This is a genomic window from Bacillus sp. 1021, from assembly GCF_014534735.1.
Classification (GTDB): Bacteria; Bacillota; Bacilli; order Bacillales; family Bacillaceae; genus Bacillus; species Bacillus siamensis.
Map to the genome: position 1 here is coordinate 651518 of NZ_JACVSR010000001.1, position 25573 is coordinate 677090.

The window sequence follows — 25573 nt, forward strand, 5'->3', positions numbered from 1 at the left end:
TTTGGCTGTAAAAAAAATCGTCACACACCCCGCGGAAGTTCTGGAGACACCCGCTGAAGAAGTGACAGTGTTTGATAAAAAATTAAAAAAACTGCTTGATGATATGTACGATACGATGCTTGAAATGGATGGCGTCGGCCTCGCCGCGCCGCAAATCGGCATTTTAAAAAGAGCGGCCGTCGTTGATATCGGTGAAGAAAGCGGCCGGATCGACCTTGTAAATCCGGTTATTCTTGAAAAGAGCGGTGAGCAGACCGGAGTTGAAGGCTGCTTAAGCTTTCCCGGGGTTTACGGCGACGTCACCCGCCCGGATTACGTAAAGGTAAAAGCTTACGACCGTAAAGGAAAACCGTTTGTTTTAGAAGCGGAAGGCTTTTTGGCCAGAGCCGTCCAGCATGAAATGGATCATTTAGACGGCATTTTATTCACATCAAAAATTACGGCTTACTACACTGAAGAAGAACTGGCAGAAATGGAAGGATGATTGGATGACAAGGATCGTTTTTATGGGAACGCCCGACTTTTCAGTTCCCGTGCTGCGCACGCTTATTGAAGACGGATATGAAGTGGTTGGGGTCGTTACGCAGCCTGACCGCCCCAAAGGCAGAAAAAAAATCATGACGCCGCCTCCCGTAAAGGCTGAAGCTGAACGTCACGGCATCCCCGTGCTTCAGCCCGAAAAAGTAAGGCTTGAAGAAGAAATAGAAAAAGTGCTCAGCCTGAAGCCGGACCTGATTGTTACCGCGGCATTCGGACAGATCCTGCCCAAGCAGCTGCTTGACGGCCCGAAATACGGCTGCATTAACGTGCACGCGTCACTATTGCCTGAATTAAGAGGCGGAGCGCCGATACATTATTCGATTCTCCAAGGCAAGAAGAAAACAGGCGTGACGATCATGTATATGGTAGAAAAGCTTGATGCGGGTGATATGATTTCTAAAATCGAAGTGGAAATTGATGAAACGGATAATGTCGGCACGCTTCACGACAAATTAAGCATAGCGGGGGCGAAGCTTTTGTCAGAGACCGTTCCGAATGTCATTTCCGGAAATATTAAACCGATCAGGCAGGACGAATCAAAAGCGACTTACGCGCCTAACATTAAGCGTGAGCAGGAGCGGATCGACTGGACAAAGCCCGGGGAAGACATTTACAACCAGATCAGAGGCTTAAACCCTTGGCCTGTCGCCTATACAACATTGAACGGACAAAATATCAAAGTATGGGCCTCTGAAAAAGTTGCGGCAAAAACTGAGGCAGCGCCCGGAACAGTCATCCGCACGGAGCAAAACGGCATTGTCGTCGCATCGGGAAACGGCACCGCTCTTTTGATCACAGAGCTGCAGCCGTCAGGTAAAAAACGGATGAAGGGCGAGGATTTTGTAAGAGGAAAAAATGTTCAGTCAGGTGACGTGTTAGGAGCAGCAGATGAAAAAAATTAATGTCCGTGAGCTTGCCCTTGAAGCGCTTGAGAAGCTTGAGCAAAATCAGGCATACAGCAACCTGCTTCTTACATCGGTTATCAAAACGAACACGCTCAGCGATCAGGACAGGGGACTGCTGACAGAGCTTGTCTACGGAACGCTGCAAAATAAAATCGCTCTAGACTATATACTGAAGCCTTTTATCCGCAAGCCGAATAAGGTGAAGCCATGGGTGATTCAGCTGCTGCGTCTGTCCGCTTATCAAATGGAATATTTAGAAAAAATTCCGGATCGCGCCGCCATCCATGAAGCAGTGGAAATCGCCAAAAAACGCGGGCATAAGGGAATCGCGTCCTTTGTCAACGGCATCCTGCGCTCCCTGCAGCGTGAGGGCGCGCCGTCATTCGCTGAAATTGAAGACCCGATTCTCCGCCTTTCAACAGAGACGAGCCATCCCGAATGGCTTGTAAAGGAGTGGGTTGAGGCGTACGGCTTTGAGGCGGCCGAAAAGATCTGCCGGATTCATCTCGTTCCGCCGAAACAGACGCTCCGTGTCAATCACATCAAGGCCGACAGGGAAACGATGCTGGATAAGATGGAAAATGCGGGTCTGGAAGCGGAAGCCGGAGACCTTTCTCCTGATGCGATTAAGCTTTTAAAAGGCAGCATCGCAAACACGGAATTTTTCCAAAGCGGGCAAGTATCCATCCAGGATGAAAGCTCAATGCTCGTCGCGCGGGCGCTGGACCCGAAGCCGGGGGAAACCGTGTTAGACGCATGCGCCGCACCCGGAGGAAAGTCGGCTCACATCGCGGAATTAATGGAGAACGAGGGGAGCCTCACATCGCTTGATCTTCACCGCCATAAAGTGAAGCTGATTAAAGAAGGCGCGGAACGGCTCGGACTTACGATCATCGACGCGCAAACGATGGATGCCAGAAAAGCTGGGGACGCTTTTGGCGCAGAACGGTTTGACCGGGTTCTCGTTGATGCCCCGTGCTCAGGTTTCGGCGTCATCAGAAGAAAGCCTGATATGAAATATACAAAGACGCCGGATGACAGCAGACGGCTGTCAGAGATCCAGCTCGGTATTTTAAGGGAAATCGCCCCATTAGTAAAAAAAGGTGGCACACTCGTATACAGTACGTGTACAATGGACCGGACAGAAAATGATGAAGTTATGCATGCGTTTATACAAGAACACCCTGAGTTTGAACCCGATTTGTCTCTTGAAAAGCGGCTGCCTGAAAAGGCGAGACCCTTTGTTCAGGATGGAAGCCTTCAAATTCTTCCGCATTATTTCGGAACAGACGGTTTCTTTATTAGCAGCATGAGAAAGAAGGGATAAAAAATGACACAATTAAAAAAGACAAGCATACGGAAAGAGCTGCGGACTGAACAGCCGTCCATTTACTCTTTTGAATTAGATGAAATCAAACAATGGCTGACCGAGAATGGCGAAAAGCCGTTCCGCGCAGCACAGATTTTTGAATGGCTTTATGAAAAACGGGTTTCTTCTTTTGAGGAAATGACAAACCTTTCAAAAAGCCTGCGTGAAAAACTCGAGAGCAATTTTGTGCTGACAACGCTGAAAACGGCTGTAAAGCAGACGTCACAAGACGGCACGATGAAATTTTTATTCGAGCTTCACGACGGTTATACAATTGAAACGGTTTTAATGAGACACGAGTATGGCAATTCTGTATGTGTAACGACACAGGTCGGCTGCCGGATCGGCTGCACATTTTGCGCGTCAACACTTGGCGGACTGAAACGGAATCTTGAGGCGGGAGAAATCGTCGCTCAAGTCGTGAAAGTGCAAAAGGCGCTTGATGAAACGGATGAACGCGTCAGCTCAGTCGTCATCATGGGAATCGGAGAGCCGTTTGATAATTTCAATGAAATGCTCGCTTTCTTAAAAATCATTAACCATGATAAAGGACTGAACATCGGAGCGCGTCATATCACGGTTTCCACAAGCGGCATCATTCCGAAGATTTACGATTTCGCCGATCAAAAAATGCAGATCAATTTCGCGATTTCACTGCATGCCCCGAATACGGAGATCAGAAGCCGTCTGATGCCGATTAACAAAGCCTATAAGCTTCCTGACCTTATGGAAGCCGTCAAATATTACATCGAGAAAACAGGCAGACGGATCAGCTTTGAATACGGCTTGTTCGGAGGCGTAAATGATCAGGTCGAACACGCGGAAGAGCTTGCAGAACTGTTAAAAGACGTGAAATGCCATGTCAACTTAATTCCGGTAAACTATGTGCCTGAACGGGATTACGTCCGCACACCGAGAGATCAGATTTTCGCATTCGAAAAAACGTTAAAATCCCGCGGTGTAAATGTCACGATCAGAAGAGAGCAAGGCCATGACATTGACGCGGCCTGCGGTCAGCTTCGCGCGAAGGAGCGTCAAGACGAGACGAGGTGAAGAGGTTGATTACAGCCTTGAAAACAGATACAGGTAAAGTCCGCCAGCATAATGAAGATGCGGCGGGCATTTTCACAAAAGAAGAAGCGGTGCTTGCGGTTGTCGCAGACGGCATGGGCGGTCATCTTGCCGGAGATGTGGCGAGCAGGATGGCGGTTGCAGCGATGGAAGAGCAGTGGAACCGGGCCGAATCCGTTCCGTCTCTGCCGTCTGATTGTGAGGTTTGGCTCAAAGATCGGATTCATGAGGCGAATGTCAGGGTGTATGAACACGCAAAAGCGAATGAAGAATGCCGGGGAATGGGCACCACCGTTGTCTGCGCTTTATTCACGGAGAAGTTTGTCACTGTGGCCCATATCGGAGACAGCCGGTGCTACCTGCTTCAAGAGGGTGAATTCGTTCAGCTGACTGAAGACCACTCGCTTGTGAATGAGCTGGTCAAGACGGGAGAAATTTCGAAAGAGGACGCCGAGCATCATCCGCGGAAAAATGTATTGACGAGAGCGCTGGGGACAGAGGAAACCATCAGTCCCGACGCCCGTTCTTTTGAGCTGTCTGACGGCGATCAGCTGCTTTTATGCTCTGACGGTCTGTCAAATAAACTAGAAGATCACGAGATCAAACAAATGCTTCAAGCCGAATCTGCTCCTCAGGAAAAAGTAGACCTTCTCATCAGCAAAGCGAATCAAAACGGCGGCGAAGATAATATCACGGCTGTATTGATTGAGTTTTCCGCAGAGGCAAAAGAGGGTGAAGACAAGTGCTAACCGGCAAGCGGATCAGCGGGCGTTATCACATCCTCCGGCCCATTGGAGGCGGCGGAATGGCGAACGTTTTTTTAGCTGAGGACATCATTCTCGAACGTGAAGTCGCAATTAAAATTCTGCGGTTTGACTTTGTGAATGACATTGAGTTTATCAGGCGTTTCAGAAGAGAAGCACAGTCCGCATCAAGCCTTGACCATCCGAATATCGTCAGTATTTACGATATCGGGGAGGAAGGCGATATTTATTACATTGTCATGGAATATGTGGAAGGCATGACATTAAAGGAATACATAACCGCACACGGACCGCTTCATCCGAAAGAAGCGCTGTCCGTTATGGAGCAGATCGTCTCAGCCATCGCCCATGCCCATCAAAATCATATCGTGCACCGGGATATTAAACCGCACAATATTTTGATAGATCATTCAGGGCATATTAAGGTGACGGATTTCGGCATCGCCACAGCTCTCACTTCGACGACAATCACACATACGAATTCTGTGCTGGGCTCGGTTCATTATTTGTCTCCGGAGCAGGCGAGAGGCGGTCTGGCAACGAAAAAATCAGATATTTACGCGCTCGGCATCGTGCTGTTTGAGCTTTTAACAGGCAAAATCCCTTTTGACGGAGAATCAGCCGTAAGCATAGCATTAAAGCACTTGCAGACAGAAACGCCTTCCGCCAGAAAGTGGAACCCTTCGATTCCGCAGAGCGTTGAAAACATTATTTTAAAGGCAACCGCCAAAGATCCGTTTCACCGCTATGACAGCGCAGAGGACATGGAAGCGGACATCAGAACGGCTTTTGACGCCGGCAGGCTGAATGAACAAAAATTTTCCGTGCAGGATGATGAGGAAATGACGAAAGCGATTCCCGTTATTACTGACGGTGCAAAAACTGCGCCTCATGCGGAAACGCCGGAGGAGACGGACGATAAGGCACAGCAGCCCGCCAAAAAGAAAAAACGGAAATGGCCGTGGATTCTGATGGCTGTCTGCTTCATTTTCATTATGGCGGCTGTTCTTGCAGTCACTGTGTTCCCGTCTCTGTTTATGCCCAAAGATGTAAGCGTCCCCGACGTACGGGGCATGAAGTATGAAAAAGCGGAAGCCCTGCTGGAAAAGAACGGTCTCGAAGCCGACCCTGATATGGCGGACATTGAAGATGAAAAAATCGAAGAGGGATTAATGGTCAAAACTGATCCGAAAGCGGGATCTGCCGTTAAAGAAGGCTCTTCTGTAAAACTGTACAAAAGTATCGGGAAACCGAAAACCCAGCTGATCGACGTGAAAAGCCGGCAGATCGACGACGCGAAAAAAGCGCTGAAGGATAAAGGCTTCAAACATGTCAATGTAAAAGAAGAGAATGATGACAGTGCGGCAGGCACCGTAATTGATCAGAGCCCGTCAGCCGGCACCGACATGGTCGCAAGCGATGATGAAGTCAGCTTAACGGTCAGCCTCGGGCCGGCGGATGTTACGCTGAGGGACTTAAAAACTTACAGCAAAGAAGCGGCTTCGGGGTATCTTGAAGATAACGGCCTGCAGCTTGTTGAAAAAGAAGCGCATTCAGATGACGTGCCAAAAGGACAAGTCATGAAGCAAGAGCCGTCAGCCGGCACAGCGGTTAAGCCGGGAAGTAATGTTGAAGTGACATTTTCGCTCGGACCTGAAGAAAAACCGGCGAAAACGGTAAAAGAAAAAATCAGCATTCCCTACGAACCCGAACATGAAGGGGACGAGCTTGAAGTGCAAATCGCCATCGATGATAAAGACCACAGCATCTCTGATACGTATGACTCGTTTAAAATTAAAGAGCCGACTGAAAAAACGATTGAACTGAAGATTGATCAGGGACAAAAAGGGTATTATCAAGTGATGGTCGATCATAAAGTCGTCAGCTATAAGACGATTGAATACCCTGAAGATAAAGACTGACCAAGGAGGGACCGTATGCCTGAGGGCAAAATTATTAAAGCATTAAGCGGATTCTATTATGTCTTGGATGAATCACAGAACAAGATCATTCAATGCAGGGGCCGGGGCATTTTCAGAAAAAATAAAATAACGCCTCTTGTCGGCGATTATGCCGTTTATCAGGCTGAAAATGATAAAGAAGGCTACCTGCTGGAAATCAAAGAACGAACAAACGAGCTGATCAGGCCGCCGATTTCAAACGTCGATCAGGCCGTTCTCGTCTTTTCCGCCGTTCAGCCGGCGTTCAGCACGTCATTATTGGACCGTTTTCTCGTCCTTGTGGAAGCCAACGGCATTCACCCGATCATCTGCATAACCAAAATGGACTTAACTTCAGACGCGGAAACGAAAGAGAAGATTCTGTCTTATGTGAAAGACTATCAGGCGATCGGTTATGACGTATATGTGACATCATCAAAAGAAAACAGCGGTTTAACAGACATCGTGAAACACTTTGAGAACAAAACCACGGTGTTTGCCGGCCAGTCCGGAGTCGGGAAATCTTCGCTTTTAAATGCGATCAGCCCGGAGCTTGAGCTGAAAACAAACGAGATTTCCGCACATTTGGGACGCGGGAAACATACGACGCGCCATGTGGAGCTCATTCATACATCAGGCGGTCTTGTGGCGGATACTCCCGGGTTCAGTTCGCTTGAGTTTACCGATATTGAAGAAGAAGAGCTCGGCAGCACGTTCCCTGAGATCAGAGACATAAGCGCCTCGTGCAAATTCAGAGGCTGTCTGCATCTTAAGGAGCCGAAATGCGCGGTAAAGCAAGCGGTGGAAGAAGGAGACATCCGGACATACCGCTATGAGCATTACAAAGAATTTATGCAGGAAATAAAAGAGAGAAAGCCGAGGTATTAATATGATTAAGGTTGCGCCATCAATTCTTTCCGCCGATTTTGCTTCACTGGGCGAGGAAATTAAAGACGTGGAAAAAGGAGGGGCGGACTATATCCATATTGATGTCATGGATGGCCATTTCGTCCCTAACATTACAATCGGGCCGCTTATCGTTGAAGCCGTCCGTCCGGTGACTGATCTGCCGCTGGATGTCCATCTTATGATTGAAAACCCGGACCGCTACATCCCGGCATTCGCAAAAGCCGGTGCGGACATCCTTTCCGTCCACGCCGAGGCATGTCCGCATCTTCACCGGACCATTCAATTGATAAAAGAGCAGGGGGTAAAAGCGGGAGTTGTGCTCAATCCGCATACGCCCGTTCAAATCATTGAACATGTGATCGATGAGCTGGACCTTGTGCTGTTAATGACGGTTAACCCCGGTTTTGGAGGACAGCGCTTCATTCATTCGGTCCTGCCGAAGATCCGTCAGGTCAAACAGCTGGCTGAGGAGAAAGGCCTTTCTGAGCTTTTAATCGAGGTGGACGGCGGCGTTAATAAAGAAACAGCTCCTTTATGCGCTGAAGCGGGCGCCAACCTGCTTGTTGCCGGGTCTGCCGTATATAATCAGCCGGATCGGAAAAAAGCCATCGCTGACATCCGAAACGCAGAATAAACATGCTGAAAAAGAGCCCGGTGAAAGCCGCCGGCTCTTTTCGTATTTAAGAGAGAAAGGATAATATATGAAGACAATCAATATTGTTGCGGGCGGCCCCCGGGAGTTTATTCCCGAGCTGTCCGCGTACACAGACGGAGATACGACGTGGGTCGGAGTGGATAAAGGGACGGTCGCTCTTTTGGAGGCCGGGTTCATTCCGCAGGAAGCTTTCGGTGATTTTGACAGCATTACGGAAGAAGAACTCCTGCAGATTCAAGAAGCTGCGCCGTCCCTCCATGTGTATCAGGCGGAAAAAGATTATACCGATCTGGAACTCGCTCTTGACTGGGCTTTACAAAAAGAACCGGAGCACATTCGGATATTCGGTGTGACGGGCGGAAGAGCCGATCATTTTTTAGGGAACATTCAGCTGCTGTATAAAGCCGTAAATAAGGACACTGATGTTAAACTGATCGACAGGCAGAATGAGATTCAGATGTTCGGACCCGGCCGTTATACAATTGAAGAAAAAAGCAGCAGACGCTATGTTTCTTTTATTCCGTTTGCTGAAGCGGCAGACGGCCTGACGCTCGACGGTTTTAAATATCCTCTGGATAATTGTCATATTCCCATGGGTTCCACACTATGTATTAGTAACGAACTCATTCATTCACGAGGTACTTTTTCGTTTGCAAAAGGCATATTAATAATGGTAAGGAGCGCGGATTAAAAAAGCGGCTTCTGCCATATGCGGAAAAAACCATGAATCCTAAAGTGATGAACGCAGCGGATACGGAACTTATAGGAGGGGACAAAATGAAATTTTATACCATTAAATTGCCGAAGTTTTTAGGAGGAATTGTCCGGGCGATGCTGGGCTCATTTAGAAAAGAGTAGGCCCTAGGAGCTGAAATCGCCCTCTTTGAACGCATAAAAAACGCCTGCCGCATAAAAGGGCAGGCGTTCATTTTTGCTTATACACGCTCAACTTTTCCGGATTTTAAAGCCCGGGCAGATACATATACTTTTTTAGGTTTGCCGTCAACGAGGATGCGGACCTTTTGAAGGTTGGCGCCCCAAGTACGTTTAGAAGCGTTCATTGCGTGAGAACGGTTGTTTCCGGCTTTTGTTTTTTTACCTGTAATAAAACATTTACGTGCCATTTGTTTCCCTCCTAACTGCGCGAAACATCTTTTCAAACATAGTGTCTCAGATGCTTTCGTTATACAATACTTTAAATAATTTACCACAGCTAAAAACCGTTTGCAACTATTGTTTACCTTACTTTCAAGAAAAATCACTTGACATGTAAAACCAATCACATTTCCGCGCTGGAGCGCCGCTGTCTGTATCTTTTCTTTTCATAATGGGATACATATAGTAGAATAATGATAACTCTATGCACCTGAAGGAGGAACCTGTGTGTCCATTGAAATGAAGACAAAATACGGACAGATTGATATATCCAACGAAGTCATCGCAATGGTTGCCGGAGGCGCTGCCATTGACTGTTACGGAATAGTGGGGATGGCCTCTAAAAACCAGATTAAAGACGGTTTGTCTGAAATCCTCCGGAAAGAGAACTTTGCAAAAGGCGTACATGTCCGTCAGGAAGCAGAACAAATACATATCGACATGTACATTATTGTCAGCTACGGCACTAAAATATCCGAAGTAGCCCACAATGTTCAGACGAAGGTAAAATACACAGTAAATCAAACAATCGGACTTGCAGTTGATTCTGTAAATATTTATGTCCAAGGCGTACGAGTAACGAACCCGTAGTGAGGAGGATGAGTATTGTCTAGACGAAACTTAGATGGGAGAGCTTTTGCGGCAATGATTCTGGCGGGGGCTGAGACATTGTCTCAAAACGCATCCGCGGTGGATGCGCTGAACGTGTTTCCCGTGCCGGACGGCGATACCGGAACAAACATGAATTTATCGATGTCATCCGGTGCAAGAGAGGTAGAACACCTTGACTCACCTGACATCGGCAAAGTCGGCATCGCCCTGTCAAAAGGCCTGCTTATGGGAGCAAGAGGAAACTCAGGAGTGATCCTGTCCCAATTATTCAGAGGTTTCACAAAGAACATTGAAAACAAAAAAGAAATAAATGCCCAAGAATTTGCCGCCGCACTTCAAGCGGGAGTGGATATGGCATATAAGGCAGTCATGAAACCGGTTGAAGGAACGATTTTAACCGTGGCAAAGGACGCGGCTAAAAAAGCGGTCGCCTCGGCCAAAGAAGAAACCGATATCATTGCTCTCATGGAGGCCGTTATTGAAGAAGCGGAAGCGTCGCTCAACCGCACGCCGGATCTGCTTCCTGTTTTAAAGGACGTCGGTGTCGTTGACAGCGGCGGAAAAGGTCTGCTTTGTGTATATGAAGGCTTTTTGGCTTCCTTAAAAGGAGAATCCGTACCGAAAAAAGCGGTTCTTCCGGCACTCGATGATATGGTGAATGCCGAACATCATAAAAGCGCGCAGAGCATGCTGAGTACAGAAGACATTGAATTCGGATTTTGTACGGAAGTGATGGTAAGACTTGACCAAGATAAACGGACGTTCAAAGAAGAGATGTTCAGAAATGAACTGAGCCGTTTCGGTGACTCATTGCTGGTCGTGGCTGATGATACGCTGGCGAAAGTTCACATTCATGCCGAAGAGCCAGGGAACGTGCTCAATCTCGCGCAGCGTTACGGCGATTTGATTAAAATCAAAATTGAAAACATGAGAGAGCAGCATACGTCCATCATCAGCCAAGAACATGATGAAAAAAAGCCGGCCGGTGTAATGAAAGAAGCCCGTAAACCTTTTGGGATCGTGACTGTGGCAATGGGCGAAGGCATTTCTGAACTGTTTGCGAGCATCGGCGCCTCACACGTTATCGAAGGCGGCCAGACAATGAATCCGAGCACAGAAGATATTGTTGAAGCCGTTCAGTCTGTGAATGCGGAAACGGTTTTCATTCTTCCGAACAATTCCAATATTGTGATGGCTGCCAATCAGGCGGCGAGCGTGGCTGAAGAAAATGTCATTGTCATTCCGGCAAAAACGGTGCCTCAAGGCATGACCGCCCTGCTTGCGTTTAACCCTGACCAGCCGGCTGATGTAAATGAAGCCAATATGCTTGAAGCCATCCGGAATGTGAAAAGCGGACAGGTGACATATTCAGTCAGAGACACCCATATCGACGGCAAGGATATAAAAAAAGGTGATTTTATCGGCATTTTAAACAGTTCGATTATCGGCAGCGCCGAAGACCGGATAAATGCGGCGAAATTACTGCTGGATGAGATGATCGGAGAAGAAGATGAAATCGTCACCATCCTGTACGGAGAAGACGCGCCGGAAGAAGAAGCTGAGAAACTCGCTGAGTATATTACAAGCGTCTGTGAAGATATCGAAGTTGAAATCCATAACGGCAGACAGCCTCTTTATCCATATATATTTGCGGCAGAATAGAAGGGCTTATCAGGCCCTTCTATTCTTATGCCTTAATTTACCTGCGGCAGTGCGGCAGTGTGCCTGCTTGCCAATTGATAAATGTTCAATTAGTCTAAAGAAAAGCGCTGAATGAAGTGATGTTAAGGAGGAACAAACCAGCATGAAATATAGAAGCGTTTTTGATATTATCGGCCCGGTAATGATCGGCCCGTCCAGTTCACACACCGCAGGCGCAGCCCGGATCGGCAGAGTGGCCAGAAGCTTATTCAGACGGGAGCCCCGCCGGATCGTTGTGTCTTTTTACGGGTCATTTGCAGAGACGTATAAGGGCCACGGCACTGATGTCGCGATTATCGGCGGCCTGCTTGATTTTGATACCTTTGATGAACGGATTAAAACAGCGATTCAAATTGCTGAAGAGAAGGGCATAGATATAGAGTTCCGCACAGAGGATGCCGTGCCCGTACATCCGAATACGGCGCGTATCATCATTTCTGATGATGAGGGTGAGCTTGCCTTAACCGGTATTTCAATCGGCGGCGGGAAAATAGAAATCACGGAGCTTAACGGCTTTGAGCTGCGACTTTCCGGAAACCACCCGGCTATTTTAGTCGTTCATAATGATAAATTCGGCACAATTGCAGGCGTTGCCAATGTGCTTGCGAAATTCTCAATCAACGTCGGACATATGGAAGTGGCGCGTAAGGACGTCGGCCAGCTTGCGCTGATGACGATTGAGGTCGATCAGAATATTGAAGAAGAAGTGCTTGACGAACTTTCAACACTTCCTAATATTATACAGGTTACTAAGATAGCTGACTAAAAAGTCAGGAGGAAAATGACATGTTTCGTAATGTAAAAGAATTAATAGAAATCACTCAAGAAAAACAAATTCCGATCTCAGAAGTGATGATCACCCAAGAGATGGAAGTGACACAAAAAACGCGGGAAGAGATCTTTCAAGGAATGGAACGCAATCTTTCCGTCATGGAAGCGGCGGTTGAAAAAGGGCTGAACGGCGTCACGAGCCAGACCGGTTTAACAGGAGGAGATGCCGTGAAACTGCAGGCATACATCCAATCGGGAAAAAGCCTGTCAGGCAATCTGATTTTAGACGCCGTGTCTAAAGCTGTAGCTACAAATGAAGTCAATGCGGCGATGGGAACGATCTGCGCTACACCGACCGCCGGCTCTGCCGGGGTTGTGCCGGGAACGTTATTCGCCGTAAAGCATAAGCTGAACCCTACGACGGAACAAATGATCCGTTTTCTGTTTACAGCCGGCGCGTTCGGTTTTGTCGTAGCGAATAACGCGAGTATTTCGGGTGCGGCGGGAGGCTGTCAGGCGGAAGTCGGATCGGCATCCGGTATGGCTGCCGCTGCAATTGTGGAAATGGCGGGCGGAACGCCTCAGCAATCAGCGGAAGCAATGGCGATTACGCTGAAAAATATGCTCGGTCTCGTATGTGATCCGGTCGCCGGCTTGGTAGAAGTGCCGTGTGTCAAACGGAACGCAATGGGAGCCTCCAATGCGATGATCGCGGCGGATATGGCGCTGGCAGGGATTACGAGCCGCATTCCTTGCGATGAGGTAATAGACGCGATGTACAAAATCGGCCAGACGATGCCGACAGCACTGCGTGAAACGGGACAAGGCGGTTTAGCCGCGACACCGACGGGAAGAGAATTAGAGAAAAAAATTTTCGGAGGAGCGCTGAAATCAAGTGAAACACCATCAGCAAACTAGTATAGCGGAGATTAAGGGCATTGGGCCGGAAACAGAAAAAACATTGCACGAAATGGGTATCTATGACATTTCTGATCTTCTGAATTATTTCCCTTACCGTTATGACGACTATGAGCTGAGGGATTTAGAGGAAGTAAAACATGAAGAAAGAGTGACGGTAGAAGGGAGGGTTCATTCAGAACCTTCTCTTACCTATTACGGCAAAAAACGAAACAGGCTGACATTCAGAGTGCTTGTCGGCAATTATTTAATTACCGCGGTTTGTTTTAACCGTCCGTACTTAAAAAAGAAACTGACGCTCGGTTCTGTCGTCACGATATCCGGTAAATGGGATAAACACAGGCAGACCGTATCCGTGCAGGAACTAAAAAACGGTCCTCATCAAGAAGATAAAAGCATTGAGCCTGTTTATTCCGTTAAAGAAAACGTCACCGTTAAAATGATGAGACGATTTATTAAGGATGCGCTGCAGCATCATTTGGACAGTGCGGCCGATCCGCTTCCTGAAAAATTGAGAATCCGCTACAAGCTGCCTGATTACAAACAAGCCCTGCAGACGATGCATCAGCCGGAGACGAGGGAATCGCTGCAGCAGGCAAGACGCCGGTTTGTGTACGAAGAATTCTTATTGTTTCAGCTGAAGATGCAGGCGTTCCGTAAAGCGGAAAGAGAACAGTCAAAAGGGATCAGCCACGTGTATCCTGCTGAAAAGCTCGCCGCTTTCACAGACAGCCTTCCGTTTTCGCTCACGAACGCACAGATGCGCGTGCTCCGTGAAATTACCGCTGATATGACATCGCCATACAGAATGAACCGGCTGCTGCAAGGTGATGTCGGTTCGGGAAAAACGGCGGTCGCCGCCATCGCTTTGTACGCTGCGATTCTGTCGGGGTATCAGGGGGCATTAATGGTGCCGACAGAAATTCTGGCCGAACAGCATGCTGACTCTCTCGTATCGTTGTTTGCAAATGAAGACGTGAATATCGCGCTTTTGACGAGTTCTGTAAAAGGAAAGCGGCGCAGGGAGCTTTTGGAGCGGCTTGCTCTCGGAGAGATTGATATTTTAGTAGGGACCCATGCTTTAATCCAGGATGAAGTGGAATTTAAAGCGCTGGGCCTTGTCATTACGGACGAGCAGCACCGGTTCGGGGTCGAACAGCGCAAAAAACTCAAGAATAAAGGCCAGGATCCGGATGTGCTGTTTATGACAGCCACACCGATTCCGAGAACGCTGGCCATTACCGTCTTCGGAGAAATGGATGTTTCCGTGATAGATGAAATGCCCGCGGGACGAAAGCAAATCGAAACGTATTGGGTGAAACACGACATGCTGGAGCGGATTTTGGCTTTTATAGAAAAAGAGCTGAAACAGGGCAGACAAGCCTATATAATCTGTCCGCTCATTGAAGAATCGGATAAGCTGGATGTGCAGAATGCGATTGACGTATATAACATGCTGTCTGATGTGTACCGCGGCAAATGGAATGTCGGTCTGATGCACGGGAAGCTCCATTCTGATGAAAAAGATCAGGTGATGAGAGAATTCAGCGTCAATCAATGTCAGGTTCTCGTGTCAACAACCGTCGTAGAAGTCGGGGTGAACGTGCCGAATGCGACAATTATGGTCATCTATGACGCCGACCGTTTCGGATTATCTCAGCTCCATCAGCTCCGCGGCCGGGTCGGACGGGGAGACCACCAATCTTTCTGCATCTTGATGGCCGATCCAAAATCCGAAACCGGGAAAGAGCGGATGAGAATCATGTCGGAGACAAATGATGGGTTTGAACTGTCTGAAAAGGATCTTGAACTGCGCGGTCCCGGCGATTTCTTCGGAAAAAAACAAAGCGGTATGCCCGAGTTCAAGGTGGCGGATATGGTTCATGACTACAGAGCTTTGGAGACGGCCCGTCAGGATGCGGCCAATCTTGTGTCTTCAGAAGCTTTTTGGAAAGATGACGAGTACAGCATGCTTCGTGCTCAATTGCTTTCAAGCGGTGTCTTAGAAGGGGAGAAATTAAGCTGATTCTGCAAAATTCGGCGGCTTTCAAAAAACAATCATTGCATTCCAATCTATGAAATTATATACTACTATTAGTACCTAGTCTTAATTGTCCGGATGGTGTTTATAGATGAGAAGAAGCAAGAAAGAACGCCAAAAATTATTGCAGCAGACGATCAAATCGACACCCTTCATCACAGATGAAGAATTAGCGGGGAAATTCGGCGTCAGCATTCAGACGATCCGTTTAGACCGCTTAGAGCTCTCAATACCGGAGCTGAGGGAAAGAATTAAAAACGTGGCAGAGCAAACGCTTGAAGATGAAGTGAAATCACTGCCTTTAGATGAAGTGATCGGTGAAATCATTGATCTGGAGCTTGACGGCCAGGCCATTTCTATATTAGAAGTAAGACGCGAACATGTTTTCAGCCGCAATCAGATTGCGCGGGGGCATCATTTGTTTGCGCAGGCGAACTCACTCGCCGTAGCCGTCATAGATGATGAGCTGGCGCTGACCGCAAGCGCAAATATCCGCTTTACAAGACAGGTGAAAGAGGGCGAGCGCGTCGTTGCGAAAGCCAAAGTGACGGCAGTCGAAAAAGAAAAAGGCAGAACGGTAGTGGAAGTCAACAGTTATGTGGGAGAAGAAGTCGTATTCTCCGGCAACTTTGACATGTACCGTTCAAAACAATCATAAAGGTGGAGCATGCATGAGAATAGCTGTAGATGCAATGGGAGGCGACAATGCACCCAAAGCTGTTATTGACGGAGTAATGAAGGGTATTGAGGCATTTGACGATCTTCATATTACGCTGGTCGGTGACAAGACAACGATAGAATCACACTTGCCAACAACATCAGACCGCATCACCGTATTGCACGCCGATGAAGTGATTGAACCGACGGATGAACCGGTCCGCGCCGTACGCAGAAAGAAAAACTCTTCTATGGTGCTGATGGCACAGGAAGTGGCTGAAAACAGAGCGGATGCCTGCATTTCAGCGGGGAATACGGGCGCATTGATGACAGCGGGGCTGTTTATTGTCGGCAGAATTAAAGGAATCGACCGGCCGGCCCTTGCGCCGACGCTTCCGACCGTATCAGGCGACGGTTTCCTTCTTTTAGATGTAGGCGCCAATGTCGATGCCAAGCCGGAGCACCTTGTCCAGTACGGAATAATGGGATCTGTATATGCCCGGCAGGTTCTCGGAATCAGCTCGCCGCGCGTCGGCTTGTTAAATGTCGGCACGGAAGAAAAGAAGGGAAACGACCTGACAAAAAAGACGTTTGAATTATTAAAAGAAACAAACGTGAATTTTGTCGGAAACGTAGAGGCGAGAGACTTGCTGGAAGGCGCTGCTGACGTTATCGTTACAGACGGCTTTACGGGCAACGTCACGTTGAAAACATTGGAAGGTTCAGCGTTATCAATTTTCAAAATGCTGAAAGATACACTGACTTCAAGTTTTGTTTCTAAGCTGGCAGCAGGAGTGCTGAAGCCGAAGCTGATGGAAATGAAACTGAAAATGGACTATTCTGAGTACGGCGGGGCGAGTCTTTTCGGTTTAAAGGCGCCTGTTATTAAAGCGCACGGCTCTTCTGATGCACGCGCTGTTTATCACGCGCTGCGCCAGGCGAGAGAAATGGTCAGCCAAAACGTGGCCGCATTTATAGAAGAAGAAGTAAAAGAAGAAAAAACAGATGAGTAGTCTGGAGGTTATCACACCATGAGTAAGATTGCATTTTTATTTCCCGGACAGGGATCACAATATATCGGTATGGGAAAAGACCTGTACGAACGCGAAGAAGCGTCAAAACGTATTTTTGATGAAGCGGATGAAACGCTTGAAACAAAGCTGAGCTCGCTCATTTTTGAAGGCGATGCTGAAGAATTAACCCTTACATACAATGCGCAGCCTGCGCTCTTAACAACAAGCATTGCCGTATTGGAAAAGTTTAAAGAATCCGGCATCACGCCGGATTTCACAGCCGGCCACAGCCTCGGAGAATATTCGGCGCTCGTTGCGGCGGGAGCGATGACATTTAAAGATGCCGTTTACACGGTAAGAAAACGGGGAGAATTCATGAATGAAGCCGTGCCGGCGGGAGAAGGCGCAATGGCCGCTATTCTCGGAATGGATGCGGAATCCTTGAAAAAGGTGACGGATCAAGTGACAGAAAACGGCCACCTCGTACAGCTTGCAAATCTGAACTGCCCCGGCCAGATCGTGATTTCCGGAACGGCAAAAGGCGTGGAGCTTGCTTCAGAAGAAGCGAAAAACAACGGGGCAAAACGGGCGATCCCGCTAGAAGTAAGCGGACCGTTCCATTCTGAATTAATGAAGCCCGCGGCGGAAAAACTCGAAGAAGTGCTCAGCGCATGTGAGCTGAAAAGTGCGGCTGTTCCCGTTATATCAAACGTTTCGGCTGACATCATGACAGAAAAAGACGATATCAAGAAAAAGCTGATCGAACAGCTTTATTCACCTGTACGCTTTGAAGAAACAATTAACAAACTGATTGACGAAGGCGTTACGACGTTTGTTGAAATCGGTCCCGGAAAAGTGCTTTCAGGCCTTGTGAAAAAAGTGAACCGCCGTCTGAAAACAATCGCGGTTTCTGACCACGAAACCATTGAATTGGCGATTCAAACGCTGAAGGAGGAGAATCAGGATGCTTAATGAAAAAACAGCAGTCGTAACGGGAGCGTCCCGCGGAATCGGGCGGGCGATCGCGCTTGATCTTGCGAAAAACGGATGTAACGTAGTTGTCAACTACTCCGGAAGTGAAGCGAAAGCGAACGAGGTCGTAGATGAAATCAAATCTTTGGGCCGAAATGCGATCGCGGTAAAAGCCGATGTATCAAATTCCGAAGAAGTACAAAACATGATGAAAGAGGCTGTCGCCGAATTCTCTTCAATCGACATTCTTGTGAACAATGCGGGAATCACAAAGGACAATCTCCTGATGAGAATGAAAGAAAATGAATGGGATGACGTCATCAACATTAACCTGAAAGGTGTTTTCAACTGCACGAAAGCCGTGACTAGACAGATGATGAAACAGCGCTCAGGCCGGATTATCAACGTATCATCAATCGTCGGCGTCAGCGGAAACCCGGGCCAGGCGAACTATGTGGCGGCAAAAGCCGGTGTGATCGGCTTGACAAAGTCATCTGCCAAAGAGCTTGCGAGCCGTAATATTACGGTCAACGCCATCGCTCCGGGCTTTATTTCCACGGATATGACGGACAAGCTTTCTAAAGAAGTCCAAGATGAAATGCTGAAGCAGATTCCGCTCGCGCGTTTCGGTGATCCTTCCGATATCAGCAGCGTTGTCACGTTCCTTGCTTCTGAAGGATCGCGTTATATGACGGGCCAGACCCTCCATATTGACGGCGGAATGGTGATGTAAAGATTTGTTTTTAAAATTTCATCCTAGTTTCTCTAGTTTTTTAAAAACGAATCCTCTATAATACTTGAGGGGAGGTGAATTGCTATGGCAGATACATTAGAGCGTGTAACGAAAATCATCGTAGACCGCCTTGGCGTTGATGAAGCTGACGTCAAACTTGAAGCTTCTTTCAAGGAAGACTTAGGTGCTGATTCCCTAGATGTAGTTGAGCTTGTTATGGAACTTGAAGACGAGTTTGATATGGAGATTTCTGACGAAGATGCTGAAAAGATTGCAACAGTCGGCGACGCTGTGAACTACATACAAAACCAGCAATAAGCTGATGCTAAAAGTCCCGCCTGACAGCGGGGCTTTAGCCCTTTAATCGTTCGGTTACCGGCGTCTGACGCTGTACGCGCTGCCGATTCCGTTTACGGCGGGAAGCGCGGTGAACCTGATGTGCCTATGGAGGTTACTATGTCAAAACACTCACATTTTAAAGATAAAAAAAAGTTCTATAAAAAAATAGAGCAATTTAAAGAGTTCCAAGAACGGATTTCGGTTCATTTTCAAAACGAGAAACTTTTGTATCAAGCATTTACACATTCATCTTATGTGAATGAGCATCGGAAAAAGCCGTATGAAGACAATGAAAGGCTTGAATTTTTAGGTGACGCTGTTTTGGAACTGACGATCTCCCAATTCTTATTTGCCAAATATCCGGCCATGAGTGAAGGAGATTTGACGAAGCTGAGAGCCGCTATCGTATGCGAGCCGTCACTCGTCTCCCTTGCCCACGAATTGTCATTCGGCGATCTTGTTCTTTTGGGTAAAGGAGAAGAAATGACGGGCGGCAGAAAGCGTCCTGCGCTTTTAGCGGATGTGTTTGAAGCGTTTATCGGCGCACTGTATCTGGATCAGGGCCTTGAGCCGGTTCAGCAATTCCTGAAAGAGTACGTGTTCCCTAAAATAAACGATGGTGCTTTTTCTCATGTGATGGATTTCAAAAGCCAGCTTCAAGAATTTGTGCAGCGGGACGGAAAAGGATCGCTTGAGTACAAAATTCTCAATGAAAAAGGACCTGCCCACAACCGGGAATTCGAGGCGCTTGTCTCTCTTAAAGGTGAGGCGCTCGGCATCGGGAACGGACGTTCCAAAAAAGAAGCCGAGCAGCACGCGGCACAGGAAGCTCTTGCAAAATTGCAAAAACACCATACGAAACAATAAAATCCCCCTGTATCCCTAGGGGGATTTCAATATGTCTGCGCCTGATATAAGCGGGGGATTATGATAATATTGAGATACTTATACGATAAGGAGGATCTGGGATGTTCCTCAAACGTTTAGACGTTATAGGATTTAAATCATTTGCAGAACGGATATCCGTTGACTTTGTAAAAGGCGTCACTGCCGTTGTCGGTCCGAACGGCAGCGGAAAGAGCAACATAACCGAAGCCATCCGCTGGGTGCTCGGCGAACAATCAGCCCGCTCGCTTCGGGGCGGGAAAATGGAAGATATCATTTTTGCCGGAAGTGATTCACGCAAGCGGCTTAACCTTGCGGAAGTCACGTTAACGCTTGATAATGAAGATCATTTTCTCCCGATCGATTATCACGAAGTCAGCGTGACGAGACGGGTTTACCGTTCCGGAGAAAGTGAATTTCTCATCAATAATCAGCATTGCCGCCTGAAAGACATCATTGACTTATTTATGGACTCCGGGCTCGGGAAAGAAGCGTTTTCCATTATCAGCCAGGGGAAAGTCGAAGAGATTTTAAGCAGCAAAGCGGAAGACCGCCGCAGTATTTTTGAAGAAGCTGCCGGCGTGCTGAAATATAAAACACGAAAGAAAAAAGCGGAAAACAAACTGTTTGAGACGCAGGATAACTTAAACAGGGTGGAAGATATTCTTCACGAGCTCGAAGATCAGGTCGAACCGCTGAAAATCCAGGCATCAATCGCCAAAGACTACTTAGAAAAAAAGAAAGAGCTTGAGCACGTCGAAATCGCCCTTACCGCCTTTGATATCGAAGAACTGCATGGCAAATGGTCGGGTTTAAAAGACAAGGTGCAGGCTGCTAAAGAAGAAGAATTGGCGGAATCGTCGGCGATCTCCGCTAAAGAAGCGGCGATAGAAGAGACGAGAGATAAAATCCACGCGCTCGACGAATCCGTCAACGAGCTGCAGCAGGTTCTGCTCGTGACAAGTGAAGAGCTTGAAAAGCTGGAAGGCCGGAAAGAAGTGCTGAAAGAGCGCAAAAAAAACGCCGCGCAAAACCGGGAACAGCTTGAGGAATCGGTCACACATTACACAAAGAAGGAAGCAGAACTGAAATCGGCTATTGAAAAACAGTCTGCCGTCTTTGATAAGCTGCGTGCCGAAGTGAAGCGGTTAAATGCCCAGGTGAAAGAAAAGCAGCAGGCGCTCAGCCTTCATAATGAAAACGTCGAAGAGAAAATCGAACAATTAAAAAGCGATTACTTCGAATTGTTAAACAGTCAGGCGTCGATCCGCAACGAGCTGCAGCTTTTAGATGACCAGATGTCCCAATCTGCCGTCCAGCAGGCGAGACTGACCGCAAACAATGAAAAATATCTTCAGGAACGAAATGATATTTCCGTCCGCAAAGCGGCATGCGAAGAAGAACTGGCCGCAGTTGAAGCTGATATTGACAATCAGGTCGGCCGCTTTCGCGAAGTCCAGACCGCATATGAACAGAAAAAACGCCAGTATGAAAAGAAAGAATCAGCCCTGTATCAGGCGTATCAATTTGTACAGCAGGCCAGATCCAAAAAAGATATGCTTGAAACGATGCAAGGCGATTTTTCAGGGTTTTACCAAGGCGTAAAAGAAGTACTGAAGCAGAAGGAGCAGCTTGGCGGCATCCGCGGCGCCGTTCTCGAACTGATTTCCACTGAACAAAAATATGAAACGGCGATCGAGATTGCACTCGGCGCGGCGGCGCAGCACGTTGTCACAGACGATGAGCAGGCGGCGCGGAAAGCGATTCAATATTTAAAACAGAATTCTTTCGGCCGCGCGACGTTTCTGCCGCTTACGGTCATGAAACCGCGCCAGCTCCAAACCCGTGATGAACAGACGGCTTCGAAGCATCCGTCTTTCCTAGGCGCAGCGAGCGGGCTTGTCACGTATGATGCGGCGTATCGGAATGTCATTGAAAACCTTCTCGGCACCGTGCTGATCACTGAAGATTTAAAAGGTGCGAATGAACTTGCCAAGCTTGTCGGGCACCGCTACCGCATCGTGACGCTTGAAGGCGATGTCGTCAATCCCGGCGGATCAATGACAGGCGGCGCAGTCAAAAAGAAAAACAATTCTCTGCTCGGCAGAAGTCGTGAGCTTGAAACGGTGACTGCGCGGCTCGCCGAAATGGAAGAAAAAACAGCTAGCCTCGAAAAAGAAGTCAAATCGCTGAAACAAGCCATTCAAGAGCTTGAACATACGCTGAACGGTCTCCGTGAAGACGGTGAGGCTTTCAGAACAAAGCAGCAGGATGTAAAAGGCAGGCTGTATGAACTCGAAGTCGCCGAAAAGAACATCAATACCCATCTGGAGCTTTACGATCAGGAGAAAGCATCACTGACGGAAAGCAGCCGGGAAAAAGAGGCGCGAAAATCAGCATTGGAAGAACAGCTGAGTGAGGCATCCGGCCAGCTGAAAGAGCTTGAGGAAGAGATGGACAGGCTGACAAAACAAAAGCAGACCCTATCCTCAACAAAAGAAACGCTCTCTCATGAGCTGACGGAATGTAAAGTGGCCGCGGCGAAAAAAGAACAGGCGTGCTCGAGTGAGGAAGACAACCTCAAAAGGCTGAAAAAAGAGCTTGAAGAAACGCAGCTCGCCCTGAAAGAAACACGGGAAGATTTAAGCCTCCTGACCTCAGAGATGACGTCCAGCACAAGCGGTGAGGAGCAGCTTGAAGAAGCAGCCCATCATAAGCTTCACGATAAAACGAGAACGATCGAATTGATCGCCAGCCGGCGCGATCAGCGTGTGAAACTTCAGAGGGCGCTTGATACGAACGAGCTTGAGCTGAAAGAGATGAAGCGTCTGTACAGGCAAAAAACCGAAATTCTGAAAGATGAAGAGGTAAAACTCGGCCGGATGGAAGTTGAGCTTGATAACCTCTTGCAATATTTACGTGAGGAGTACAGCTTATCCTTTGAAGGGGCAAAAGAACAATATCAGCTCGAACTCGAGCCTGAAGAGGCGAGAAAACGGGTCAAACTGATCAAGCTTTCAATTGAAGAGCTCGGAACGGTCAATCTCGGCAGCATCGATGAATTTGAAAGAGTGAACGAACGGTATCAGTTTTTAACGGAGCAGAAAAATGATCTGACGGATGCGAAAAATACACTGTTCCAAGTCATTGAAGAAATGGATTCAGAAATGACGAAGCGGTTCCATGAAACGTTTATCCAGATCCGTTCTCAATTCAACGACGTGTTCCGTTCCTTGTTCGGAGGAGGGCGCGCTGAACTGAAGCTGACCGATCCGAATGACCTTCTCAACTCAGGGGTGGACATTATTGCCCAGCCTCCGGGCAAAAAACTGCAAAACTTAAATCTTTTGTCAGGGGGAGAACGGGCGCTGACCGCCATTGCCCTTTTATTCTCCATTTTGAAAGTAAGGCCCGTTCCGTTCTGCGTGCTTGATGAAGTGGAAGCCGCGCTTGATGAAGCCAATGTATTCAGGTTTGCTCAATACTTAAAAAAATACAGTGGCGACAGCCAGTTTATCGTCATCACCCACAGAAAAGGCACCATGGAAGAAGCGGATGTCCTCTACGGTGTTACGATGCAGGAATCCGGCGTTTCCCGAATGGTTTCGGTCAAACTGGAAGAAACAAAAGAATTCGTTCAGTAACGAGGAAAGAGGTTGAAAGATGAGCTTTTTTAAAAAATTAAAAGAGAAAATCACGAAACAGACAGATTCCGTCTCTGAAAAATTTAAAGACGGTCTCGAAAAAACAAGAAATTCCTTCTCAAATAAAGTGAACGAGCTCGTCTCCCGCTACCGGAAAGTCGACGAAGATTTCTTCGAAGAGCTTGAGGAAGTGCTGATTAGCGCTGACGTCGGTTTCACAACGGTGATGGAACTGATCGACGAGCTCAAAAAAGAAGTGAAGCTGAAAAACATCCAGGATCCTCAGGAAGTGCAGTCCGTCATTTCTGAAAAGCTCGTCGACATTTATAACAGCGGCGACGAACAGATTTCTGAACTGAATATTCAGGACGGGCGCTTAAACGTTATTCTGCTTGTCGGCGTAAACGGCGTCGGAAAAACGACAACGATCGGAAAGCTGGCCCACAAGCTGAAGAATGAAGGCAAATCCGTTGTGCTTGCTGCCGGAGACACCTTCAGAGCCGGGGCGATTGAACAGCTTGAAGTGTGGGGGGAGCGTACTGGTGTGCCTGTCATTAAGCAGGCTGCCGGGAGCGACCCTGCGGCAGTTATTTACGATGCCGTACACGCGGCTAAAGCAAGAGGCGCGGATGTGCTGATTTGTGATACGGCCGGCCGCCTTCAGAATAAAGTAAACTTAATGAAAGAGCTTGAAAAAGTCAAACGCGTCATCGAACGCGAAGTGCCTGAGGCTCCGCATGAGGTTCTGCTTGCGCTTGACGCGACGACAGGTCAGAATGCGATGGCGCAGGCGAAAGAATTCTCCAAAGCGACGAATGTGACGGGTATCGCATTAACGAAGCTTGACGGCACCGCAAAAGGCGGTATCGTCCTGGCGATCCGCAATGAGCTTCACATCCCCGTGAAACTGGTCGGCCTCGGAGAAAAGGTTGACGACCTCCAGCGGTTTGATGCAGAATCTTACGTATACGGTCTCTTTTCTGATTTAGTTGAAAAAGCCGAGGATTAATGAATAAAAAACGAGTATAAAACCTTCCATTTTATACTCGTTTTTTTATACGCATTGATACTCGGAATGGAGGGAGCAGTTGTTGGACAAATGGCTGAAAGCTGAATTGGAAAGGAAGATCGGCGCGATAAACCATATGTCGCTGCTGGATGAACAGGGAGGCACTTCAACCGTTCGGAAAATAGTGACCGGCCAAGACGCATTTTTGCTGAAAAGTTCTTTTCAACAGAAGTATCGGGAATGGTTAATGAGAGAAGCCTTCGTTTTACAACAACTGACGGAAACTCGTCGTCTGCCTGTTCCTATTTATTATGGGATGATACAGGAACAGCATGCCAGCCATATCGTCATGTCATTTGAGGATGGAATCACCCTCACTTCTGCTTTAAGAAAAGCAAAAGGGGATACTGAAAAGAAAAAGCTGATCAAAAGTTTCGGCCAGTTTCTGCAACGGCTGCATGAAACCGAAATGGTCCCTGGTTTACAGCTGGAAACAGACTGGCTCGATCTGCAAATCAAACGAGCCGGGGAATATGTCAAAAAAGGACAGGCTGAAGGAAGTGCAGAGCTTTTGAAGGATTTGGACCGGTACAGACCTGTTCCTGTTCAGCAGACAATGATTCACGGTGACTGCACGACTGATAATGTGCTGGTGAAAGACGGAGAGGTCTGTCTGTTTATCGATGCTGCGGGAATATCGGCGGGAGATCCGCGATATGATGAATCATTAGCGATCCGTCATTTTGTCACAAATGAAGCATGGCTCAATGCTTTTTACGAAGGCTATTGCCGCTATCGTGTATCAAAACAAGAATTCGAGTATTTTAACGGCGGTCTATACGAATTTTTTTAAAAACTGATTATGTAAAAAGAGCCTCATGCTTTGACAAGATAAAAACTTGACACACGCTCTGAAACCATGTAAACTATGTTTTTGTAAAGGGATTTGACTTAACAAAGGGGAGAGCTC

General features: G+C 47.7%; 25 protein-coding genes. 24 read left to right on the forward strand and 1 reads right to left on the reverse strand.

Annotated features, from left to right (window positions below; all coding sequences use genetic code 11):
- The first annotated feature begins 1 nt into the window (after position 1).
- The 10 genes from def to spoVM all read left to right on the forward strand — a co-directional run bounded on the left by def (position 2) and on the right by spoVM (position 9011).
- The gene (def, locus tag ICW23_RS03500; RefSeq protein ID WP_016936163.1) at positions 2-484 is read left to right on the forward strand and encodes a peptide deformylase; all 483 of its coding nucleotides are present in this window, start codon (positions 2-4) and stop codon (positions 482-484) included.
- Between the two features lie 4 nt (positions 485-488).
- The gene (gene fmt / locus ICW23_RS03505; RefSeq protein WP_016936162.1) at positions 489-1442 is read left to right on the forward strand and encodes a methionyl-tRNA formyltransferase; all 954 of its coding nucleotides are present in this window, start codon (positions 489-491) and stop codon (positions 1440-1442) included.
- The gene (gene rsmB / locus ICW23_RS03510; protein WP_016936161.1) at positions 1429-2772 is read left to right on the forward strand and encodes a 16S rRNA (cytosine(967)-C(5))-methyltransferase RsmB; all 1344 of its coding nucleotides are present in this window, start codon (positions 1429-1431) and stop codon (positions 2770-2772) included. The genes fmt and rsmB overlap by 14 nt, the downstream gene beginning before the upstream one ends.
- 3 nt (positions 2773-2775) lie before the next feature.
- On the forward strand, positions 2776-3867 hold the full coding sequence (gene rlmN / locus ICW23_RS03515; RefSeq protein WP_016936160.1) for a dual-specificity RNA methyltransferase RlmN: 1092 nt from the start codon (positions 2776-2778) through the stop codon (positions 3865-3867).
- Positions 3868-3872: 5 nt separating this feature from the next.
- Positions 3873-4634 carry a Stp1/IreP family PP2C-type Ser/Thr phosphatase gene (locus ICW23_RS03520; protein WP_064778896.1) on the forward strand — a complete coding sequence of 254 codons (762 nt, stop codon included), beginning with the start codon at positions 3873-3875 and terminating at the stop codon, positions 4632-4634.
- The gene (gene pknB / locus ICW23_RS03525) at positions 4628-6571 is read left to right on the forward strand and encodes a Stk1 family PASTA domain-containing Ser/Thr kinase (protein WP_016936158.1); all 1944 of its coding nucleotides are present in this window, start codon (positions 4628-4630) and stop codon (positions 6569-6571) included. The genes ICW23_RS03520 and pknB overlap by 7 nt, the downstream gene beginning before the upstream one ends.
- Positions 6572-6586: 15 nt before the next feature.
- Entirely contained in the window at positions 6587-7477 is an 891-nt protein-coding gene (rsgA, locus tag ICW23_RS03530) for a ribosome small subunit-dependent GTPase A (protein WP_016936157.1), read from the forward strand.
- Between the two features lies 1 nt (position 7478).
- Positions 7479-8132, forward strand: coding sequence for a ribulose-phosphate 3-epimerase (gene rpe / locus ICW23_RS03535; protein WP_016936156.1), 654 nt, complete (start codon positions 7479-7481; stop codon positions 8130-8132).
- A 67-nt stretch (positions 8133-8199) separates the two neighbouring features.
- Positions 8200-8844 (forward strand): thiamine diphosphokinase, encoded by a 645-nt coding sequence (locus ICW23_RS03540; RefSeq protein WP_016936155.1) that lies wholly within the window; start codon positions 8200-8202, stop codon positions 8842-8844.
- Positions 8845-8930: 86 nt separating this feature from the next.
- A complete protein-coding gene (gene spoVM, locus ICW23_RS03545) occupies positions 8931-9011 on the forward strand; it encodes a stage V sporulation protein SpoVM (protein WP_003154329.1) in 81 nt (26 codons plus the stop codon).
- A gap of 77 nt (positions 9012-9088) precedes the next feature.
- Here spoVM and rpmB read toward each other — a convergent pair whose 3' ends face one another.
- A complete protein-coding gene (gene rpmB, locus ICW23_RS03550) occupies positions 9089-9277 on the reverse strand; it encodes a 50S ribosomal protein L28 (RefSeq protein ID WP_003154328.1) in 189 nt (62 codons plus the stop codon).
- 259 nt (positions 9278-9536) lie between these two features.
- Here rpmB and ICW23_RS03555 point away from each other — a divergent pair, with 259 nt between their 5' ends.
- The 14 genes from ICW23_RS03555 (at position 9537) to ICW23_RS03620 (ending at position 25456) form a co-directional block, all read left to right on the forward strand.
- Complete coding sequence (locus tag ICW23_RS03555; RefSeq protein WP_016936154.1) at positions 9537-9899, forward strand: Asp23/Gls24 family envelope stress response protein; 363 nt, start codon at positions 9537-9539, stop codon at positions 9897-9899.
- 15 nt (positions 9900-9914) lie between these two features.
- A complete protein-coding gene (locus ICW23_RS03560) occupies positions 9915-11582 on the forward strand; it encodes a DAK2 domain-containing protein (protein ID WP_188154036.1) in 1668 nt (555 codons plus the stop codon).
- A gap of 142 nt (positions 11583-11724) precedes the next feature.
- On the forward strand, positions 11725-12387 hold the full coding sequence (gene sdaAB, locus ICW23_RS03565; protein WP_016936152.1) for an L-serine ammonia-lyase, iron-sulfur-dependent subunit beta: 663 nt from the start codon (positions 11725-11727) through the stop codon (positions 12385-12387).
- Positions 12388-12407: 20 nt separating this feature from the next.
- Positions 12408-13310 carry an L-serine ammonia-lyase, iron-sulfur-dependent, subunit alpha gene (gene sdaAA, locus ICW23_RS03570; protein WP_045926110.1) on the forward strand — a complete coding sequence of 301 codons (903 nt, stop codon included), beginning with the start codon at positions 12408-12410 and terminating at the stop codon, positions 13308-13310.
- Positions 13288-15336, forward strand: coding sequence for an ATP-dependent DNA helicase RecG (gene recG / locus ICW23_RS03575; RefSeq protein ID WP_188154037.1), 2049 nt, complete (start codon positions 13288-13290; stop codon positions 15334-15336). The genes sdaAA and recG overlap by 23 nt, the downstream gene beginning before the upstream one ends.
- A gap of 106 nt (positions 15337-15442) precedes the next feature.
- The gene (fapR, locus tag ICW23_RS03580) at positions 15443-16009 is read left to right on the forward strand and encodes a transcription factor FapR (protein WP_016936149.1); all 567 of its coding nucleotides are present in this window, start codon (positions 15443-15445) and stop codon (positions 16007-16009) included.
- Between the two features lie 13 nt (positions 16010-16022).
- Positions 16023-17021: a phosphate acyltransferase PlsX gene (gene plsX, locus ICW23_RS03585; protein WP_016936148.1), complete on the forward strand. Its 999-nt coding sequence runs from the start codon at positions 16023-16025 to the stop codon at positions 17019-17021.
- Between the two features lie 18 nt (positions 17022-17039).
- A complete protein-coding gene (gene fabD / locus ICW23_RS03590; protein WP_016936147.1) occupies positions 17040-17993 on the forward strand; it encodes an ACP S-malonyltransferase in 954 nt (317 codons plus the stop codon).
- Positions 17986-18726: a 3-oxoacyl-[acyl-carrier-protein] reductase gene (gene fabG / locus ICW23_RS03595; RefSeq protein ID WP_016936146.1), complete on the forward strand. Its 741-nt coding sequence runs from the start codon at positions 17986-17988 to the stop codon at positions 18724-18726. Before fabD ends, fabG begins: the two co-directional genes overlap by 8 nt.
- Positions 18727-18810: 84 nt before the next feature.
- Entirely contained in the window at positions 18811-19044 is a 234-nt protein-coding gene (gene acpP, locus ICW23_RS03600; protein ID WP_003154310.1) for an acyl carrier protein, read from the forward strand.
- 138 nt (positions 19045-19182) lie between these two features.
- Positions 19183-19932 (forward strand): ribonuclease III, encoded by a 750-nt coding sequence (rncS, locus tag ICW23_RS03605; RefSeq protein WP_003154303.1) that lies wholly within the window; start codon positions 19183-19185, stop codon positions 19930-19932.
- Positions 19933-20033: 101 nt separating this feature from the next.
- On the forward strand, positions 20034-23594 hold the full coding sequence (gene smc, locus ICW23_RS03610) for a chromosome segregation protein SMC (RefSeq protein ID WP_188154038.1): 3561 nt from the start codon (positions 20034-20036) through the stop codon (positions 23592-23594).
- A gap of 19 nt (positions 23595-23613) precedes the next feature.
- Positions 23614-24603, forward strand: a complete 990-nt coding sequence (gene ftsY / locus ICW23_RS03615) for a signal recognition particle-docking protein FtsY (protein WP_047475039.1) — start codon at positions 23614-23616, stop codon at positions 24601-24603.
- Positions 24604-24685: 82 nt separating this feature from the next.
- Positions 24686-25456 (forward strand): phosphotransferase family protein, encoded by a 771-nt coding sequence (locus tag ICW23_RS03620; protein ID WP_045926115.1) that lies wholly within the window; start codon positions 24686-24688, stop codon positions 25454-25456.
- Positions 25457-25573 lie beyond the last annotated feature (117 nt).

Excerpts from the sequence above, each read along its gene's own strand:
- rsmB (WP_016936161.1), top strand. The coding sequence starts at position 1,429 with ATGAAAAAAATTAATGTCCGTGAGCTTGCCCTTGAAGCGCTTGAGAAG.
- smc (WP_188154038.1), top strand. The coding sequence starts at position 20,034 with ATGTTCCTCAAACGTTTAGACGTTATAGGATTTAAATCATTTGCAGAA.
- fapR (WP_016936149.1), top strand. The coding sequence starts at position 15,443 with ATGAGAAGAAGCAAGAAAGAACGCCAAAAATTATTGCAGCAGACGATC.
- fabD (WP_016936147.1), top strand. The coding sequence starts at position 17,040 with ATGAGTAAGATTGCATTTTTATTTCCCGGACAGGGATCACAATATATC.
- rpe (WP_016936156.1), top strand. The coding sequence starts at position 7,479 with ATGATTAAGGTTGCGCCATCAATTCTTTCCGCCGATTTTGCTTCACTG.
- spoVM (WP_003154329.1), top strand. The coding sequence starts at position 8,931 with ATGAAATTTTATACCATTAAATTGCCGAAGTTTTTAGGAGGAATTGTC.
- plsX (WP_016936148.1), top strand. The coding sequence starts at position 16,023 with ATGAGAATAGCTGTAGATGCAATGGGAGGCGACAATGCACCCAAAGCT.
- sdaAA (WP_045926110.1), top strand. The coding sequence starts at position 12,408 with ATGTTTCGTAATGTAAAAGAATTAATAGAAATCACTCAAGAAAAACAA.
- acpP (WP_003154310.1), top strand. The coding sequence starts at position 18,811 with ATGGCAGATACATTAGAGCGTGTAACGAAAATCATCGTAGACCGCCTT.
- sdaAB (WP_016936152.1), top strand. The coding sequence starts at position 11,725 with ATGAAATATAGAAGCGTTTTTGATATTATCGGCCCGGTAATGATCGGC.
- ftsY (WP_047475039.1), top strand. The coding sequence starts at position 23,614 with ATGAGCTTTTTTAAAAAATTAAAAGAGAAAATCACGAAACAGACAGAT.
- rpmB (WP_003154328.1), bottom strand. The coding sequence starts at position 9,277 with ATGGCACGTAAATGTTTTATTACAGGTAAAAAAACAAAAGCCGGAAAC.
- rsgA (WP_016936157.1), top strand. The coding sequence starts at position 6,587 with ATGCCTGAGGGCAAAATTATTAAAGCATTAAGCGGATTCTATTATGTC.
- rncS (WP_003154303.1), top strand. The coding sequence starts at position 19,183 with ATGTCAAAACACTCACATTTTAAAGATAAAAAAAAGTTCTATAAAAAA.
- fabG (WP_016936146.1), top strand. The coding sequence starts at position 17,986 with ATGCTTAATGAAAAAACAGCAGTCGTAACGGGAGCGTCCCGCGGAATC.
- fmt (WP_016936162.1), top strand. The coding sequence starts at position 489 with ATGACAAGGATCGTTTTTATGGGAACGCCCGACTTTTCAGTTCCCGTG.
- rlmN (WP_016936160.1), top strand. The coding sequence starts at position 2,776 with ATGACACAATTAAAAAAGACAAGCATACGGAAAGAGCTGCGGACTGAA.
- ICW23_RS03540 (WP_016936155.1), top strand. The coding sequence starts at position 8,200 with ATGAAGACAATCAATATTGTTGCGGGCGGCCCCCGGGAGTTTATTCCC.